Genomic DNA, 18,073 nt, shown 5'->3' with positions numbered 1-18,073 from the left:
TGCAGCGTGGTAAACGGAATGAATCTAAAAGTACCAAAAATGCCGGAGCATTGCAGATTAACGTCGGCGGTATAATTTCGGTCCGGGGTTTCAGGGGACTAGGGTCAGCTTTGACCATCTCTGTTTACGAAGAAGCCAAGTGGCAGCAAGCTGTTTTCAGGGGACCAGGGTCAGCTTTGGCCGGGTCAAATCGGACAGTCTCGTTTCCGCGCAATCAGCGGGGGCCTTCGGGGAGGAATTCCCCGCGCCCGGCTTCCGCGCCGGATGCCAAAGTCCTACCTTCGCGGGTCCAAAAGCCACTGCTGAAACCTTCCCGGCCGTAAGCAGTGTTTACTACCCCTATGGCCTCAGAATCTTTGCAAGTAGCCGCCCCCGCGGCCGACCCGATTGATCAGCTCGACCCGCGGCACTTCATTCTCATCAAGAATGCGCGGGTGCACAACCTCAAAAACCTCAGCGTGGCCCTGCCGCGCAACAAGTTTATCGTCGTCACCGGCTTGTCGGGGTCGGGCAAGTCCAGTCTGGCCTTCGATACGCTCTACGCCGAGGGGCAGCGCATGTACGTGGAAAGCCTGAGCTCCTACGCCCGCCAGTTTCTGGGTCGGATGGACAAGCCTGACGTGGACTACATCCGCGGTATTTCGCCGGCTATTGCCATCGAGCAGAAGGTCAGCATCAAGAACAACCGCTCCACGGTGGGCACCAGCACCGAGATTTACGACTACCTCAAGCTGCTGTTTGCGCGGGTGGGCCGCACGTTTTCGCCCGTCAGCGGCGTGCCGGTGCGCAAGGATACCGTGGCCGACGTGGTGGACTTCCTGTTTGCGCTGCCCGATGGCTCCAAGGTCACGATTCTGGCTCCCCTGCTGCCGTCGGAAGATGGCCGCCCGATGAGCAAGGAGCTGGATCTGCTGCTGCAGAAAGGCTACAGCCGAGTAGTGGTCAACGGCGATGAAACCGCCTTCATTGAGGACCTGATTGGCGAAGGCCAGCCCGAGGTGAAAGGCGACGTGTACATCATGATTGACCGCACCGTCATCCGTACCGGCGACGAGGACCTGATGTTCCGCCTGGCCGACTCGGTGCAAACCGCGTTTTTCGAGGGCCACGGGGCGTTAGTTGCCAGTTATCAGTTACCCGTTGCCAGTGAAAACAGCCAGTCGGACGACCTGGCAACCGGCAACCGGCAACCGGCAACTGAAAAAATGTTCTCCGACAAATTCGAGCTGGACGGGGTGGTGTTCGAGGAGCCCAACGTGAACTTCTTCAGCTTCAACAACCCCTACGGGGCCTGCCAGACCTGCGAAGGGTTCGGCTCGGTGCTGGGCATTGATGAGGACCTCGTGATTCCCGACAAAAGCCTGACGGTGTATGAAGGGGCCATTGCGCCCTGGCGCACCGACAAGCAGAGTGAGTGGCTCAAGCCCCTGCTCAAAAACGGCATCCGCTTCGACTTCCCCATTCACCGTCCTTACAGCGAGCTGACCGAAGCCGAGCGGAATCTGCTCTGGAAGGGCAACAAGTTTTTCGAGGGCCTCGACGAGTACTTTAAGTGGGTGGCCACCCAGAGCCACAAAATTCAGTACCGGGTGCTGCAAAGCCGCTACCGGGGCCGCACCACCTGCCCCGACTGCCGCGGCACCCGCCTGCGCAAAGATGCCCAGTACGTCAAAATCGACGGGCAGAGCATCACCGACATCGTGCTGCTGCCGGTGAGCAAGGCGTTGGAATACTTTGCGGCCCTGAACCTGAATGAGCACGACGCCAAGATTGCCGAGCGCCTGAGCACCGAAATTACCAACCGCCTGGGCTACCTGGATCGGGTGGGCCTGGGCTACCTGACCCTGAACCGGCTGAGCAGCACGCTCTCGGGCGGCGAAAGCCAGCGCATTTCGCTGGCTACGTCCCTGGGCTCGGCGCTGGTGGGCTCGATGTACATTCTCGATGAGCCCAGCATTGGCCTGCACCCCAAAGATGCCGAGCAGCTCATTGGCGTGCTGCGCTCGTTGCAGAAGCTGGGCAATACCGTGATTGTGGTGGAGCACGAGGAAAAGATGATGGAGCAGGCCGACCAGATTATCGACATCGGGCCCGAAGCCGGCTCGGGCGGCGGCCACCTCATGTTCCAGGGCACCTACGATGAGCTGCTGAAGGACACCACTACCTATACCGGCCAGTACCTGAGCGGCAAAATGCAGGTGAAAGTACCCACCAGCCGGCGTCCGTGGCGCAACGCGCTGGAAGTGCTGGGTGCCCGCGAAAACAACCTTAAAAACGTCAGCGTGAAAGTGCCCCTGGGCGTGATGACGGTGGTGACGGGCGTATCGGGCTCGGGCAAATCGACGCTGGTGAAGCGCATTCTGGCCCCGGCCGTGGCCAAGCAGCTCGGCGGCGGCGCGGGCGAAGCCACCGGCAAGTTCGACCGCCTGATGGGCGTGCAGGGCCAGGTGAGCCACGTTGAATTCGTGGACCAGAACCCCATCGGCAAGAGCAGCCGCTCGAACCCGGTGACTTACGTGAAGGCCTACGACGCTATTCGCACGCTGTTTTCGGAGCAGCCTTTGGCCAAAGCCCGGGGCCTGAAACCGTCGCACTTCTCCTTCAACATCGAGGGCGGACGCTGCGAGGTGTGCCAGGGCGAAGGCCAGGTGAAGATTGAGATGCAGTTCATGGCCGACATCTACCTGACCTGCGAAAGCTGCGGCGGCCGCAAGTTCAAGCAGGATATTCTGGACGTCAAATTCCAGGACATGGGCATCGACGACGTGCTGAACATGACCGTGGCCGACGCGGTAGACTTTTTCAAGGCCCAGCCCAAAGTAGCCGAGCGCCTCCGGCCGCTCGACGACGTGGGGCTGGGCTACATCCGGCTGGGGCAGTCGGCCAACACGCTTTCCGGCGGCGAGGCCCAACGGGTGAAGCTGGCCTCGTTCCTGACCAAAGGGGCCACGCTCCAGCAGGACAAGATCCTGTTCATCTTCGACGAGCCCAGCACCGGCTTGCACTTCCACGACATCAACAAGCTGCTCACGGCCCTGAACGCGCTGATTGAGCAGGGCAACTCGGTGCTCATCATCGAGCACAACATGGACATCATCAAGTGTGCCGACTGGCTGATTGACCTCGGCCCCGAAGGCGGCATCAACGGCGGCCACCTGCTGTTCGAGGGTACGCCGGAGGAAATGATGAAGCTGAAAAAGACCAACCACACGGCCCGGTTCCTGGCCGAGAAGCTATAGGACCACTCAAGCGTATTGACCGTAAAGCCCGGGAGCCGCCACTACCAGGCGGCTCCTTTTTTATCCCTGCCATGATTTTGGGTGCCGAAGAACAATTCCGGGTGGGCGTGCCCGAGCCGGGTGCGGAAAACTTCCTGCTAAGCAGCGTAGCCGCCACCAACGAGTTTCAGGTGATGTTTGAGGACGATGGCACCACGGGCTACCTCTACGCCCTGCGCGAAGCGGCGGAACTTGTGCTGCTCGACGCCCTGCACATCTACAACGTGGCGGACGTGACGGACCGGGAAACACCGGTAACAGCGCAGATTTTCTGGGACGAAGCGCAAACCACGGCCGTGCTGCTTGTTGGCGGCTACTGCCACGCCCTGTATGACTTTCAGCGGCAGGTCGGGTTTTGCCGCACGGCTTTTCCGCCCGCGAAAAACGGTCAGCCGGGCTCACGCGAGCTGACGGATGAGCTGGTGGAGAAATACTTTGCTGCTTAGGAATTTCGCAACCAAAAATAGGCTTGTTTTGCCCGTATGGAAACTACTGCTCCTGCATCCTCGGCTACCCCATCGGCTTACTTCTGGCGCTGGCTGGCCGCCCTCACGGTTATCGGCAACATTGCCCTGAACTACTGGGCCAACACGCACCCCTTCAATGGCCAGACCATGGGCACGGTGTCGGCCAAATATCCGACCCTGCTGACCCCGGCCGGCTATGCTTTCAGCATCTGGGGACTGATCTTCCTGGCGTTGACGGCTTACGTGATCTGGCAGCTGCTGCCGGCCCAGCGCGACAACCCCCTGCCTGATGCCGTGGCCCAGCCGCTTACGCTGGCCAGTGTGGCCACGGCGGCCTGGGTGCTGCTGTTTGCCTACGAGCTGGTTGAAGTGAGCGTGCTGGTGATGCTCCTGATTCTGGCCTCGCTTATCGTGGGGTTTGGGCGGGTGCGCCGTTTCGTGCGGGCGGGCCGTACGCCGCGCTGGACCATCGTGCCGTTTGCGCTGTACCTGGGCTGGATTTCGGTAGCCTCGGTTATCAACCTCACCATTGGGCTGCGGGAGCTGGGCTGGCAGCCGGCCGCCAACGTTTCGGTGTTGCTGACGCTGGTGCTGCTGGCCGTGGTAGTGGCGCTGGGCCTTATTATCAGCGGCGCTTTTCATAGCGTGGTGTACCCGCTGGTGGTGGCCTGGGCCCTGGTGGCCATCTGGGTGGCGCAGCGCGGCGGGGCTTACCCGGAGCTGGCGTGGGCGGCCCTGGTCGGGGCGGTTATTGCGGTGTTGGGCGGGGTAGCCCTGGGGTTGCGCAAGCCCCGGCCGGTGGTGGCGGAGTGAGGCCCGCGCGGGTACGGCGCTTGGGGTAATTGTCGTTTCTTTGTGGCCCTTCCTCTATTCTCCCATCAACCCTTCTTTATGCGCAAGAACCTCGTCGCCGGCAACTGGAAAATGAACCTGACCTACCAGGACGGCCTCGCCCTGGTATCCGAAATCACCCACATGGTCGCCGACGAAGTGAGCGGCGCCAACGTGGAAGTCGTGATTTGTCCGCCGTTTCCGCTGTTGCATTCCGTGGGCAGGCTGCTGACGGAAGGCGGCCGGATTCACCTCGGCGCGCAGAACTGCCACCAGCAGGACAGCGGAGCCTTCACCGGCGAAGTGTCGGCCAGGCTGCTGCAATCGGTGGGCGTGGAGTACGTGATTCTGGGCCACTCCGAGCGGCGGCAGTATTTCCACGAGGACGATGCGCTGCTGAGCCAGAAGCTGAAAGCTGTGCTGGCCGCCGGTCTGAAGCCCATTTTTTGCGTGGGTGAAACCCTCGAAACCCGCGAAGCCGGTGAGACTTTCTCCCACCTCGGGAAGCAACTTAAAGACGGCCTGTTTCACCTCTCCAACGAGGAGTTTGACCAGGTAACCATTGCTTACGAGCCCATCTGGGCCATCGGCACCGGCAAAACGGCCACCAGCGCCCAGGCCCAAGAAGTCCACGCCTTCATCCGGGAGCAGATTGCCCGCGCCTACGACGCGGAAGCGGCCCAGAACACCACCATTCTGTACGGCGGCTCGGCCAATGCCCAGAATGCCCGTGAGCTGTTCAGCCAGCCCGACGTGGATGGCGGCCTCATCGGCGGCGCCGCCCTCAAGTCGCGCGACTTCACGGAAATCATTAAGTCGTTTTAAGGGTTGGTGCTTATCTAAACCGGGTGTCATGCTGAGCGAAGTCGAAGCATCTCGCGGGGTATCGTGGGATTACCATTCAGAAGTCAGCACGCGGGATGCTTCAACTTCGCTCAGCATGACACTCTGTTCAGCATGACACGAAAAGCAAATTCCTAAACAGCGGGTAAGCACTATGCACTATCTCCTTCTTGCCGGCCTGCTGGCGCTGAATCCGTTTTCGCCGCCGCCCCGGGCCCCGTTCGTGACGGTAGCCCCGGCCGGGTCCGTGGAGCCGTGCCGCATCTATGGGTCAGTATTTCTGGAAACCAACCCGGCCCGACGCGGCTTCTGCTTCGCCACGGTGTATCTGGAGCCCGAGGAAGCCTTTGCCGACGTGCTGGTGTACCGCGAAGACAACAAGCTCTTTGCCGATAAGGCCGGCTTCTGGTACCTGAGCCCCGGGCCCAACTTCGCCGACTACGTGCTGTTCGTCACCGAAAACCGCGCCCTGGCCGACTTCAGCATTACCTATACCGGGGTCCGCTCGTTTGCCGGTTGCCGCAAGCAGTAGCAGGTAGGGATCAAAGCAAGCAAGGGTGCTCCGGCCGCGGCCGGAGCACCCTTGCTTGCTTTTGAAGCCGCGGGCGGCCCGCACCAGTGAACAACGATCAGCCGATGGCCCACGCCGGTGCCGGCCACGGTAACCGGTAGGTGCCGGGAGCCCGGGTCAGCGGGACCGGCAGCGTGGGGCTCGTTAGCCGCTGGCGGTGTCCCAGCGGCCCCGGGCGGTTGAAGATCTGGCCGTCGTGGTGCAGCCGCCGCGCATCGGTAGTGCGCAGGGAAAACTGGTTGCGGCGGGATGGGGGAATGCCTGGCGCGCCGGGGCCGCTACCCGGAATTTTCTGGCGGTTGCGCCGGCGGCGGCGGCGGAACCCGGGGTGGTCGAGCTTGCCGCTGCTTCGTTCCGACGTTCTTCCCTGGCCTGAGAAAGCGCCGGCGGAGCAAACCGGATTCCAGGTTCGGGGATAAAGGTGCCGGCTTCCGTTACCAGCGGCGGCGGGAACCGGCACCGCCCTGCCGGCTGTTGCCGGGAGCCGACGATACCCCAGGTCATTGCTGTTCGCCAGGATTTTCGTGCGAACTTGCAGGCTTACTGGCGGCGGCTTTTAGGGCCTCCTACCCCAAAACTGAAAGCATGGATTTTGTAGAAGTACGCGTGCAGGCCCCCCGCGAATTGGCCGATATCCTGGTAGCCGAGCTGAGCCAGGTCGGCTACGATACCTTCGAAGACAACGACGAGGGCTTCTGCGCCTACATCGGCGAGGGTGATTTCAGCAACGACGCCGTGGCCGAAATCATGAGCCGCTACGAAGGGCAGGGCGAGCTGGGCTACGACCACCGCGTGATTACGCGCCAGAACTGGAATGCCGAGTGGGAAAAGAATTTTCAGCCCCTGATCATTGCCGGGCGGGTGTCGGTGCGGGCCCCGTTCCACCCCCAGCCGGCCGGCGTAGACCATGAAATCGTGATTATGCCGCGCATGTCATTCGGCACCGGCCACCACGAAACCACGGCCCTGATGATCGAGAATCAGCTCGATATCGACCACCAGGGGCAGCGGGTGCTGGATATGGGGTGCGGCACGGGCATTCTGGCCATCATGGCCGTGTACCTCGGGGCCCGCGAAGTGCTGGCCGTGGACGTGGAGCCCTGGACGGTAGAAAACGCGGCCGACAACGCGGCCGAGAATAACTGCACGAATATTGAGTGCCGCCTGGGCGGCGTGGAAGTACTGGAAGGCGAAGCGCCCTTCGATATCATCCTGGCCAACATCAACCGCAACGTATTGCTGGAAGATATGCACGCCTACGCCGCTTTGCTGCCGGTGGGCCGTCCTATTCTGTTCAGCGGCTTCTACCAAGAGGACTTATCCAAGATCGAAGCCGAAGCCAGCAAACACGCATTAGCTTATCAGTCACACCGAACCAAGAATAACTGGGTGTCGGCGATTTTCACGAAATTGTAGCCGGCCCATCAGGCGCCGACGGAAAAAATATGAAGCAAATCGTTTTTGGATGGCTCTGCGCGCTGGCATTAGGACTGAGTACTTCCGCGTGGGCGCAGAAAACTCCCGCCAAGCCGCCCGTTACGGCTCCGGCCGCGCCCGCGCTGCCCAAATTCACGGGTAAGCTGGCCACTGAGCCCGGGCAATTCATCCTCGACGTGCAGTCGATGATGGCGACCACCAACAACGCCGTGGCCCGGGCCAGCGGCACCAGGCTGCAGCAGCTCTGGGCCAGCAACAAGCTCACCGCCACCCAGCAGGGCCGCGTGGTGCTGCTGGCGCAGCAGATGCTGCTGCGCAAGTTCAAGCCCCGGCCCCATTTTGAGGCGCTGTTCAACGCCGTGACGGCGGGGGCCGGGGTGCAGCACTTCACCGATGCGCAGATGGATGAGTTTCTGACCGTGGTGACCAAAACGCTGGAGCGGGAGCCGGTGCGCGACACCGAGAAGTTCCTGCTGACCTCGGCCCAGTTTCTCGAAACGAAATACCTGTACAGCTCGCGCTACAACCGGCTGCGCGTGATTGGCGGCACCTTCAGCTTCGCCTACAACGAAACGGATCTGCCGCAGCCGGTGGCACCCGCCCCGCCCAAGCCGGCGCCGGCCCCGGCGCCGGTGTATACCGGGGCGGCCATCAAAACCCCGGCTACCCCGGCCAAAGCCAAGCCCGCCCCCAAGAAGAAGAGCAGCGGCTGGGATACTGCCGACTTGTGGGGCGACAGTGGCAGCAGCGGCTGGGGCAGCAGCGATGATGGCTGGGGTACGCCCAGGAAAAAACCCGCCGCGAAAGCCCCGGCCAAAACAACCCCCGGCACCAAGGCGGCGGCCCCGGTAGCAGAACCCGAGCCGGAACCCGAGCCTTCCTATTCGGCCTACGATACCTACCTGGCCCCGCCGACCCGGGGCCCCGTGCTGCTGCTCCGGGATGCTGATCTGTTTATGGCCACGGCCGGCGACTCCATCTTTGTGCGCAAGGTGAACGGGGCCGTGGTACCCGGTACCAGCCGCTTCGTGGGGCAGGGCGGGCAATACGTGTGGGCAGTGAAGCAGAATCTGGTAACGGCGGACTTCGCCAACTTCGACTTCGACTTCACCAAAGCCGAAATCACGGCTCAGCCCGTGACGCTGACCTACCCGGCAGTACTGGAAATACCAATCCAGGGCGCGTTTGCCTACAAAAGCCTGAAGAAGAAGCCCGGCGCCGCCGACTCCGGCTACCCCCGCTTTATCTCCCTCACCAACGACGCCCGCGTCAAGAACATCGGCGACAACATCCGCTACTATGGGGGCTTCTCCCTGGCCGGGGCCCGCACACTGAGCGCTTCGCTCGACGGCAGCCTGTCGCGCATCATCGTGGAAATCGATGGCAAGCCCAAGTTCCGGGCCTCGTCCGGGGCTTACGTGCTCGGCGACTCGCTGATTTCGACGGGGCGGGCGGCCGTCACCATTTTCCAGGACAAGAGCGACTCGCTCACCCACCCCGGCGTGAAGCTGAAGTTCTCGAAAGCCCGGCAGGTGCTGCAGCTGGCCCGCGAAGAAGGTCTGTACAAAACCACGCCCTACGCCGACTCTTACCACCAGATGGAAATTCAGACCGAGATGCTGACGTGGCCCCTGCGCACGCCCAACATCCAGTTTTCTATTCTGACGGCCAAAAACCAGGTGACGGCCAACTTCGAGTCGAAGGAATTCTACACCAACACCCGCTACCAGCAGATCAAGTCCATCAACAAGCTGCACCCGCTCCAGATGGTGGTGGGCTACAGCCAGAACAACGGCAACGTGAAAACCTTCACGGTACAGGAGGTGGCGGCCGGCCTGAAGCTCAAGGACGACAACGTGCGCTCGGCCGTGGCCGGGCTGGCCCGCGACGGCTACGTGAAATGGAACCCCCTCACGGAGCAGATTACGCTGCTGCCCAAGTCGCAGCACTACGTGAACTCCTCGCGCGGCAAAAAGGACTACGACCATATTGCCATCAAGTCCTTGTCGCCGAACGGTAAGAATGCTACCCTCAACCTGAACACCAACGACCTGCTCGTGCGCGGCGTCGACCGCTTCAACTTTTCCGACGACTCGGTGACCGTGTTTGTGAAGCCGGACTCCAGCATCATCCGGATTCAGAAAAACCGCGGGGTGCTCTTCAACGGCACCGTGGTGGCCTCGGCTTTTGTTTTCAAAGGCAAGGAATTCAAGTTCGACTACGACGGCTTCTACATCGATCTGGTCAAGATCGACTCGATTATCGTGAAGGGTAAGGGCTCGAAGGGCTCCGTGATGAAGGCCCGCAAGGAATCGGACTTCACTTTGACCAACAAAAACCGCAACTCGGCCGGCCGCCTCTACATCAACGCGCCCAACAATAAGTCGGGCCGTAAGAAAATAGGCGCTTTTCCCTCCTTCGACGCCAGCACCGGCGCTTACGTATTCTTCAACAAGCCCGAAGTACTGGGTGGAGCTTATGATACGGCGGTGTATTTTGATATTCCGCCGTTCCGCATCGACTCCCTCAACAACAAGAACCGCTCGGCCGTGGGCTTCAAGGGTACGTTCGTGTCGGGGGGCATTATGCCCAGCTTCCAGACCAAGCTGGTACTGCAGGACGATGGCTCGCTGGGCTTTGTATACGACGTGCCCAAGGACGGCTTCCCGGTGTACGGCGGCAAAGGCCGGCTGTTCAACAAGGTGAGCATGAGCAACCGCGGCATTCAGGGCGTGGGCTCGATAAAGTACCTGACCGGCGACTTTCTCAGCGACCAGTTTATTTTCTACCGCGATTCGGTGGTAACGGTGGGTAAAACGGCCGCTATTGGCCAGGGGCCCCTGAATGGCGTCGACTTCGCCAAAGTTTCGCTGCTGCCGGGCTACCAGATGAAATGGGCCGTGAAGCAGGACTCGATGTACCTGAGTACGGCCAAAGAGGCTCAGGCCATGAAGTACTACGATGGCACCTACAACTTCCGGGGGACGACTATTCTGACGCCCGGCGGCCTCTACGGCGACGGGCGCATGGATGGGCCGCAGTCGTTTATCCGCTCCCGGCAGTTCGTCTTCAAGCCCACCAGCTATTCGGGTAAGAACTCCACGTTGAGTATCAAGTCGGCGGAAGTCAACAAGCCCGCGCTGACGGCCAACGAGGTGTCCTTCGAGTACAACATCAAGCAGGGGTTTGCGGACTTTTCGCGCGAGGAAGGCCGCAAGGCCAGTATCGACCTGCCGTATACCGACTACAAGACTACCCTCAGCGGCGGGAAGTGGGACTTCAAAAAGAAAATCGTGCAGATGCGCGTGGCCGCCGGGGCCGATTCGTCGCGCTCCTACTTCTACTCCACCAAACCCGAGCAGAAGGGGCTGAAATTCCGGGCCAGCACCGGGCAGTACGACCTGAGCCGCTACCGCCTCGTGGCCGGCGGCGTGCCCTACATTGCGGCCGCCGACAGCTGGATTACTCCCGACAGCAACAAGGTGTACGTGCTGGCCAATGCCCAGATGCGCACCTTCCAGAACGCCGACATCGTGATGGACTCGCTGGCCAAGTACCACCGGCTGTATAAGGGCGAAATCAAGGTGCTGTCGCGCACGGCGTTCAGCGGCAATGCCCTGCATAGCTACAAAAATGCCGCGGCCGACTCCTTCGCCATCAAGTTCAGCAACTTCGCCGTCGACTCGGCCACCGCGCTGGGGGGGAAGCCTGGCAAGGGTGGCAAAGCGGTGAGCAAGGGGATACTTAAGAAAAAGGACGATGGCCAGCCCTTTGCTCCCGCCACCACCGCCGTGGCCGCTATTCAGGCGGCCGACAAGTTCCACCTGGCCCCGCGTATTGCCTACCGTGGGGCCGTGAACCTGAACTCGCGGAAGCGGGGCTTTACCTTCGATGGGCAGAGCCGGCTGGAATTCAGCAAATCGACCATTTCGGCCGATTGGTTTGCCGTCCAGGACAGCATCGACCCCAAGGCTGTCCGCATCAGACTTACCGAGCCCAAGTCCAGTGACGGGACGCTCATGCTCACGGGCTTGTTTGTGGCCGATGGCTCGATGAAAGTCTACCCGCTGTTCGTGGCCCCCAAGCCCGGCATCACGGATATGAACCTGTTTCAGGTGGATGGCACGTTGAGCTACGATTCTAAAAAAGGCTCTTACACTATTACCCGCAACGATCTGGCCGATCCTAACCTCTACGAGGGCAGTGTGCTGACGCTGAACGACTCGACGGGGGCCATTAATCTGCGCGGTAAGATCAATCTGATCAACTCCAACAAGGACTATACTCTTACTGCCGCCGCCTTGGGCTATGCCAAGCCCGACAGTAGCCTTTACACGCTCGACACGTTCATGACCTTCGATATCAACATGCCCGAAAAGGCAGTCGAGGCGATGGGGACGGACCTGGCTACTAACTCCAAGGGTCTGCCCGAGGCCTTGGTAGGCTCCCAGGCGCAGATGTACAAGATGGGCGAGTTTATTGGCAGCAAAGCCGTGCAGAACTACGCCGACCGCAAGGGCGGCTACGTGGCGCTCCAGAAGGTGTCGACCAAGTTTCTGCACACGCTGGTGCTGAGCCAGGTGAATCTGAAATGGAGCCCCAAACTCAACGCCTGGTATTCAGTAGGGAAAATCGGGCTGGTCAGCGTGGGCAAAAAAGACATCAATGCCCTGATCGACGGCTACATTGAAATCAAGAAGGAGGCGACCGGCGACCTGGTGGAAATATACCTGGAGGCCGAGCCCCAGACCTGGTACCACATTCGCTACTCCAACAACGTGCTGCTGGCCAAGGCCCAGCACGGTGCCTTCGACGAAATCATCGGCTTCAAAGCGAAGGGCGACTACAATACGGCTACCCAGTACGGCTTCTATCTCGGCGACGACCAGGAGAAGGAGAGTTTCACCCGGCACTTCCGCAAGGACTTCCTCAACGACAACACCAAGAAGAAGGCCGTGGCCTCGGGTACCGGCACCGGTGGCAGCAGCGACAGCTTCGACTTTATGGAAGCGGACAAGAAGAAGAAAAAGAAGACCAAGGATGAAGTAGCCGCCGATGCCACTGAGCCCGCGGCTGATGCGCCGGTGGAAGAGACTGGCCGGAAAAAGAAGAAAAAAGACGAGGCCAACGACCCCTTCAGCAACGGCGATGCCGCCGCTACCCCGCCAGCTGCCGACCCCGGCAAAAAGAAGGACGTAGCGCCCGTGGTGCCACCAGCCGCGCCCGCGGTAGCTGATGCGCCGGCTGATCCGAAAGACGCCGCCAAAGACGCCGCCCAGGCTAAAAAGGAAGAGGAGCGCAAGGCCAAGGAAGCGGAGAAGCTCAGGAAAGAAGAGGAAAAGAAAGCCAAGGACGCGGAGAAGAAGAAGAAAAAGAACGAAGACGACCCCTTCGGCGACTCCTGACCGGCCCACCGGTAAATTTCTGCCCAGCCCCGCCCGGTATCCGGCGCGGGGCTGTTTTTTAAGTTGTCGTTCGGGCATGCGGACAACCGCGCTTAAGGCTCCTATCTTTGGCCGCCTCACCCTTTCCGCTTTTTCCCGCATGAACATCCTGCTTATCCTGGTCCTGCTCGGGGCTGCTTACCTGCTCGGTTCCATTCCCACGGCACTATGGGTCGGGCAACGGTTCTTCGGCCTCGATATCCGGGAGCATGGCTCGGGCAACGCGGGGGCTACCAACACCTTCCGGGTGCTGGGTAAAAAGCCCGGCTCGGTGGTGATGGCCATCGACGTATTCAAGGGCTGGGCCGCCACCATGATGGCCACGGTGATGCTGAATCAGGACGCTATCCGGCCCGGCCAGCTGCTGTACTTCCAGCTGGCCTGCGGCGTGCTGGCCGTACTGGGGCATATTTACCCCGTCTTCGCCCAGTTTCGGGGGGGCAAGGGCGTCGCCACGGTCCTGGGCATGATGCTGGCCATTGCCCCGGCTACGGTCGGCGTCGGCATCCTCGTATTTCTGGTGGTGCTGGGGCTGTTCCGCTACGTGTCGCTGGCGTCTATGTCGGCGGGGGTGGCCTTCGCCCTGCTCCAGCTGCTGCCCGCGTTTCGCCCCGACAACTCGCTGCTGCTCTACTTCGGCTTCGTGCTGGCGGCCCTGCTCATCTACACCCACCGGGCCAATATTGGCCGGCTGCGAGCCGGCAACGAAAGCCGGGTGCCGCTGTTTGGGCGGAAGTAGCGGATTAGCTTTCCAGGCTTGCCCCCGCCGTTGCCCGGCTGGGCCGGATGCCCCGCTCCGCCGGAGCGGCTATGCCGCGAGAATCCCGCGCCGGGTGAGGCTGTTCAGGCGGCGCGGACCAAGTCGCCGCCCAGCTGCTCCGAGCGTAGTGGTCACCCGGCACCGCCGGGCAACGACGGCGCGTTGCGCGGTGCTAAACCCGCGCCAGCCGAGGGTTTGGGCCTTTTCAGGGTGCGCTTGCTCAAGCATGATCCAGACGGGATGGTATACAAATTCCAAACCCGGTCTGGGTCCCAATCACCTTCCTCCAGATCTCAGTCGTTCTGCTCGCCGGCCGGTTCCTTCTGCCTGGTCGCCGGATAACGGCGGGGGCGTTTTGTTTGGCGGCGGAGTAGGGTAGGCGGGGTCCGTACCGTAACTTTATTGCCGCTAAGTAGGTGGCGAAAATCGTTTTGCATTAAAAAGCACGTCATGCTGAGCTTGTCGAAGCATCTCTACCGCACACTAAACCAATCGTTTAACGACTAGTTAGAGATGCTTCGACAAGCTCAGCATGACGTTCCAAATAGGTCAAACTAATTCTTGTTGGGTACTTACGGTTAGTGCCCAACCCTATTCGTCTCCTTCTTGCTATAGCTTACGCGTCGAATCTGCCCTACTGCGAATGAAACTAGAACTAAAAAGCTCTCTGGGACGCCCTTACATCACCATTGAGGACGATGCCGCAAACCGCTGGATTACGGTGGACTGGGTCGGCTACCTCACCGCCGACAGCATCAAGGCCGGGGCGCATGCCTATACTACGGCGCTGGCCCAATCCGGCTTCCACTGCGTGCTGAACGATACGCGCAAAGTGCTGGGCCCCTGGGACCATTCCATGGACTGGGTTATCAATGTGTGGGCGCCCAATGCGGCGGCGGCCGGGCTGCGCTACTTCGCCATGATTACCACTCCCGACTCGATGGCGGATGCTTCGGCCGCTACTTTTTATGCGCAGCTGAAGGCTTTTGAAGCCCGCGTGTTTAGCAACGAAACCGATGCCATGGCCGCCTGGCTGCGCACCGTGCGCAACCCAGCGGCAGAAGCCGCGGGCTAGCTTTTTCTGCGCCGGCCGCTTTGCCGGCCGCTCCCGGCTTCTTCCTGTTTTTACCTTCGCATTCCAACCCAACCCCCGCCCGCATGACTTCTTACCTCGAAAGCAACCAGGAACGTTTCCTTAGCGAGCTGCTCGACTGGCTGCGCATTCCCTCCGTCTCAGCCGATCCTAAGTTCCACGGCGACGTGCTTAAGGCCGCCGACTACCTCAAAGCCCGCCTCGAAGAAGTGGGCGTGGAGAACGTGGAGCTCTGCCAGACCGCCGGCAACCCCATCGTGTACGGCGACAAGCTCATCGACCCCAGCCTGCCCACGGTGCTCGTGTATGGCCACTACGACGTGCAGCCCGCCGACCCCTACGAGCTGTGGACCTCGCCGCCTTTCGAGCCCGTGGTCAAAGACGGCAAGATCTACGCCCGCGGGGCCTGCGACGACAAAGGCCAGGTATACATGCACGTGAAGGCCTTCGAGGTGCTGATGCAGGACGGTGGCATGCCCTGCAACGTGAAGTTCATGTTTGAGGGCGAGGAAGAAGTGGGTTCCAGCAACCTGGGCATCTTCGTGAAGGCCAACAAGGAAAAGCTGAAGGCCGACGTGATTCTGATTTCCGATACCGGCATTCTGGCCAACGACGTGCCCAGCATCGAGGTCGGTCTGCGTGGCCTCTCGTACCACGAGGTGGAGGTAACGGGCCCGAACCGCGACCTGCACTCCGGCCTTTACGGCGGCGCGGTAGCCAACCCCATCAACGTGCTCTGCCAGATGATTGCCTCCCTGCACGACGAGAACAACCACATCACCATCCCCGCCTTCTACGACAACGTAGCGGAGCTGAGTGCCGAAGACCGGGCCGAGATGGCCAAAGCCCCGCACTCCGACGACGAGTTCAAGCAGAGCATCGGCCTCACCGACATCTACGGCGAAAAAGGCTACAGCTCGATGGAGCGCACCAGCATCCGCCCCACGCTCGACGTGAACGGCATCTGGGGCGGCTACACCGGCGAGGGAGCCAAAACCGTTATTGCCTCCAAGGCCTACGCCAAAATCTCGATGCGCCTGGTGCCCCACCAGACCGCCGACGAAATCACGGCTTTGTTCCGGCAGCATTTCATCAGCATTGCGCCCAGCGGCGTTACGGTGAAGGTAACGCCCCACCACGGGGGCGAGCCGGTGGTGACGCCCACCGACTCGGTGGCCTACAAAGCCGCGGCCGATGCCATGGAAACTACTTTTGGGACGCGCCCGATTCCCACCCGCGGCGGGGGCTCTATCCCTATCGTAGCCATGTTCAAAAGTGAGCTGGGACTGGATACCGTGTTGCTTGGTTTCGGGCTCGACTCGGATGCCATTCACTCGCCCAATGAGCACTTCGGCGTGTTCAACTTCATGAAAGGCATCGAAACCATCCCGCATTTCTACCGCAACTACGCGGCAGCCATGAAGGCATAGTTTGCCATTGGCAGTCAACAAAAAAGCCTCCGCACCAGCGGGGGTTTTTTTGTTGGCAGATCCGACTTCCCCAAGCCGGGGGCCAGGCCGCTTGTTGCCTGGCGTGCCGGGGTGCCGGGGGGCGGCCCCGGCCCGGCGCTGGTGGGCAGTACGGCCTCGACGCTACCGCCATCGCTACCACACCGACCTGCAGGAAGCCTACGCGAAGGTCTTGCCGGCGTGTGACCACCAGCCCCGGCCCAAGGGCAGCGGCAATACCAGCATCGCTGAAGCAAGCAATTGTTCCCTGCGCCAGCGTTGCCGCGTGCTCGTGCGCAAGTCCTGCTCCTTTGGCAAAAGCCGGACGATGCCTACCGCCCGGAGTAAACTTGTCAGTGATAATTACAACATCACCCTGAAGTAGACCACCAGCAAAGGCTGATTTTTAGCTGTGCTACAGCTTCTGTAATCAGCTTTCGGCGCCTCCGGCCGGCCCACTGCCGGTTCCGACCTGATTTCCATCTCCCGCCTGAATTCCCCCGGCCCTCGTTCATAATAAATTCCTCCCGTACCCGATTGCTGACCAGGAGCGTAGTTGGATTGGCCGGTTTACTCACCCTTGCTGGCTGCAACCAGTCGTCCGCCCCGGAGCAGACGGCTACCACCACTCCAACCATGACTGACTCCACCCAAACTGCCGGGGCTCCCGCGGCTCCGGCTGCCGCCGCCTTCGGCATTACCACCGACGGCACCGCAGTACAGCTCTACACCCTCACCAACGCCCACGGCCTGAAAGTGAGCATCACCACTTTCGGCGGTACCGTGACCAGCCTGCAAGTGCCGGACAAGGCCGGTAAGCTGGGCGACGTCGTGCTGGGCTTCGACAACGTGAGCGGCTACCAGAGCCCCGAGTTCCGCAAGTCCAACCCCTACTTCGGTGCTTTAATCGGGCGCTATGGCAACCGCATCCGGGGGGGCAAATTCACGCTGGATGGCACAGACTACACCCTGGCCACCAACAACGGGCCCAACACCCTGCACGGCGGCACCAAGGGCTACGACCAGGTGATATGGCAGGCGGAACCCGGCACCTCGGCCGCCGGCCAGACGCTGAAGCTGACCTACCTGAGTAAGGACGGCGAAGAGGGCTACCCCGGCAACCTCAGCGTGACGGTAGTGTACACCCTGACCAACGACGACGCGCTGAAGATGGACTACTCCGCCACCACCGATAAGGCCACGCCCGTCAACCTGACCAACCACGCCTACTTCAACCTCAGCGGCGGCGCCGACGTGCTGGGCCACGAGGTGGCCATTCCGGCTGACCGCTACAACGTGGTGGATGCCGGCCTGATTCCGACCGGAGAACTGCGCCCCGTGAAAGGCACCCCGTTTGACTTCCTTACGGCCCGTACCATCGGGGAGCAGATCGGGCAGGTGCCCGGCGGCTACGACCATAACTGGGTACTGAACCAGACCAGCGGGATGCATGCCGCGGCCACCGTGTATGAGCCGACGTCGGGCCGCACCATGGCGGTGATGACGACCGAGCCCGGCCTGCAGTTCTACACCGGCAACTTCCTCGATGGCACCCTGACGGGTAAGGGCGGCACCAGGTACGGCAGGCACGCGGGCTTCTGCCTGGAAACCCAGCACTTCCCCGACTCGCCCAACCAGTCCAGGTTCCCGACCACCATTCTCAAGCCGGGCCAGACGCTACAGTCTACCACGTCTTACCAGTTTGGGGTGCGCCAAGAGGTGCAGTTATAGGATGGCGAAGCCCTGAGCTGGCGTGCTGCCAGCGCCGCCGCCGCCCTGACTTTCCATTCCACTTCATGCACTGCTGGTGGAAGCTCAGGTAAAGACAACGGGCCTCATCCTGCCAGAGGATGCGGCCCGTTGTCTTGGCATGTCGGGAATTGGCTGCCAGCCGCCAATCA

The 18,073-nt window shown here is 61.3% G+C and carries 13 protein-coding genes; 12 read left to right on the top strand and 1 reads right to left on the bottom strand.

Translation table 11 applies throughout. From position 1 onward, the window contains the following. The first annotated feature begins 341 nt into the window (after positions 1-341). From uvrA to ABD833_RS05240, 5 genes are all read left to right on the top strand, one after another. Positions 342-3,239: an excinuclease ABC subunit UvrA gene (gene uvrA / locus ABD833_RS05260; protein ID WP_345071450.1), complete on the top strand. Its 2,898-nt coding sequence runs from the start codon at positions 342-344 to the stop codon at positions 3,237-3,239. A 71-nt stretch (positions 3,240-3,310) separates the two neighbouring features. Next, positions 3,311-3,724: a DUF2251 domain-containing protein gene (locus ABD833_RS05255; RefSeq protein ID WP_345071449.1), complete on the top strand. Its 414-nt coding sequence runs from the start codon at positions 3,311-3,313 to the stop codon at positions 3,722-3,724. 36 nt (positions 3,725-3,760) lie between these two features. Further along, a complete protein-coding gene (locus ABD833_RS05250) occupies positions 3,761-4,558 on the top strand; it encodes a hypothetical protein (protein WP_345071448.1) in 798 nt (265 codons plus the stop codon). 78 nt (positions 4,559-4,636) lie between these two features. Next, positions 4,637-5,401, top strand: a complete 765-nt coding sequence (gene tpiA / locus ABD833_RS05245) for a triose-phosphate isomerase (protein ID WP_345071447.1) — start codon at positions 4,637-4,639, stop codon at positions 5,399-5,401. Positions 5,402-5,573: 172 nt separating this feature from the next. Continuing rightward, entirely contained in the window at positions 5,574-5,951 is a 378-nt protein-coding gene (locus ABD833_RS05240; protein WP_345071446.1) for a 7(1) septoil knot domain-containing protein, read from the top strand. Positions 5,952-6,048: 97 nt separating this feature from the next. On the opposite strand, the gene ABD833_RS05235 is transcribed toward ABD833_RS05240, so the two are convergent. Then, positions 6,049-6,450 carry a hypothetical protein gene (locus tag ABD833_RS05235; protein WP_345071445.1) on the bottom strand — a complete coding sequence of 134 codons (402 nt, stop codon included), beginning with the start codon at positions 6,448-6,450 and terminating at the stop codon, positions 6,049-6,051. Positions 6,451-6,575: 125 nt separating this feature from the next. Here ABD833_RS05235 and prmA point away from each other — a divergent pair, with 125 nt between their 5' ends. The 7 genes from prmA (at position 6,576) to ABD833_RS05200 (ending at position 17,903) form a co-directional block, all read left to right on the top strand. Then, a complete protein-coding gene (gene prmA, locus ABD833_RS05230) occupies positions 6,576-7,406 on the top strand; it encodes a 50S ribosomal protein L11 methyltransferase (protein ID WP_345071444.1) in 831 nt (276 codons plus the stop codon). Positions 7,407-7,435: 29 nt separating this feature from the next. Next, entirely contained in the window at positions 7,436-12,832 is a 5,397-nt protein-coding gene (locus ABD833_RS05225; RefSeq protein ID WP_345071443.1) for a hypothetical protein, read from the top strand. 139 nt (positions 12,833-12,971) lie between these two features. Next, the gene (gene plsY, locus ABD833_RS05220; RefSeq protein ID WP_345071442.1) at positions 12,972-13,610 is read left to right on the top strand and encodes a glycerol-3-phosphate 1-O-acyltransferase PlsY; all 639 of its coding nucleotides are present in this window, start codon (positions 12,972-12,974) and stop codon (positions 13,608-13,610) included. 664 nt (positions 13,611-14,274) lie between these two features. Continuing rightward, complete coding sequence (locus ABD833_RS05215; protein ID WP_345071441.1) at positions 14,275-14,706, top strand: STAS/SEC14 domain-containing protein; 432 nt, start codon at positions 14,275-14,277, stop codon at positions 14,704-14,706. An 83-nt stretch (positions 14,707-14,789) separates the two neighbouring features. Next, positions 14,790-16,154 carry a dipeptidase gene (locus ABD833_RS05210; RefSeq protein WP_345071440.1) on the top strand — a complete coding sequence of 455 codons (1,365 nt, stop codon included), beginning with the start codon at positions 14,790-14,792 and terminating at the stop codon, positions 16,152-16,154. A gap of 103 nt (positions 16,155-16,257) precedes the next feature. Beyond that, on the top strand, positions 16,258-16,557 hold the full coding sequence (locus ABD833_RS05205) for a hypothetical protein (protein WP_345071438.1): 300 nt from the start codon (positions 16,258-16,260) through the stop codon (positions 16,555-16,557). 251 nt (positions 16,558-16,808) lie between these two features. Next, positions 16,809-17,903: an aldose epimerase family protein gene (locus ABD833_RS05200; RefSeq protein ID WP_345071437.1), complete on the top strand. Its 1,095-nt coding sequence runs from the start codon at positions 16,809-16,811 to the stop codon at positions 17,901-17,903. Positions 17,904-18,073: the final 170 nt, after the last annotated feature.

The organism is Hymenobacter fastidiosus (assembly GCF_039539565.1).
GTDB classification, from domain to species: Bacteria; Bacteroidota; Bacteroidia; order Cytophagales; family Hymenobacteraceae; genus Hymenobacter; species Hymenobacter fastidiosus.
The sequence above is the reverse complement of the archived record's forward strand: the minus strand, read 5'-3'. Positions and strand labels throughout refer to the sequence as shown.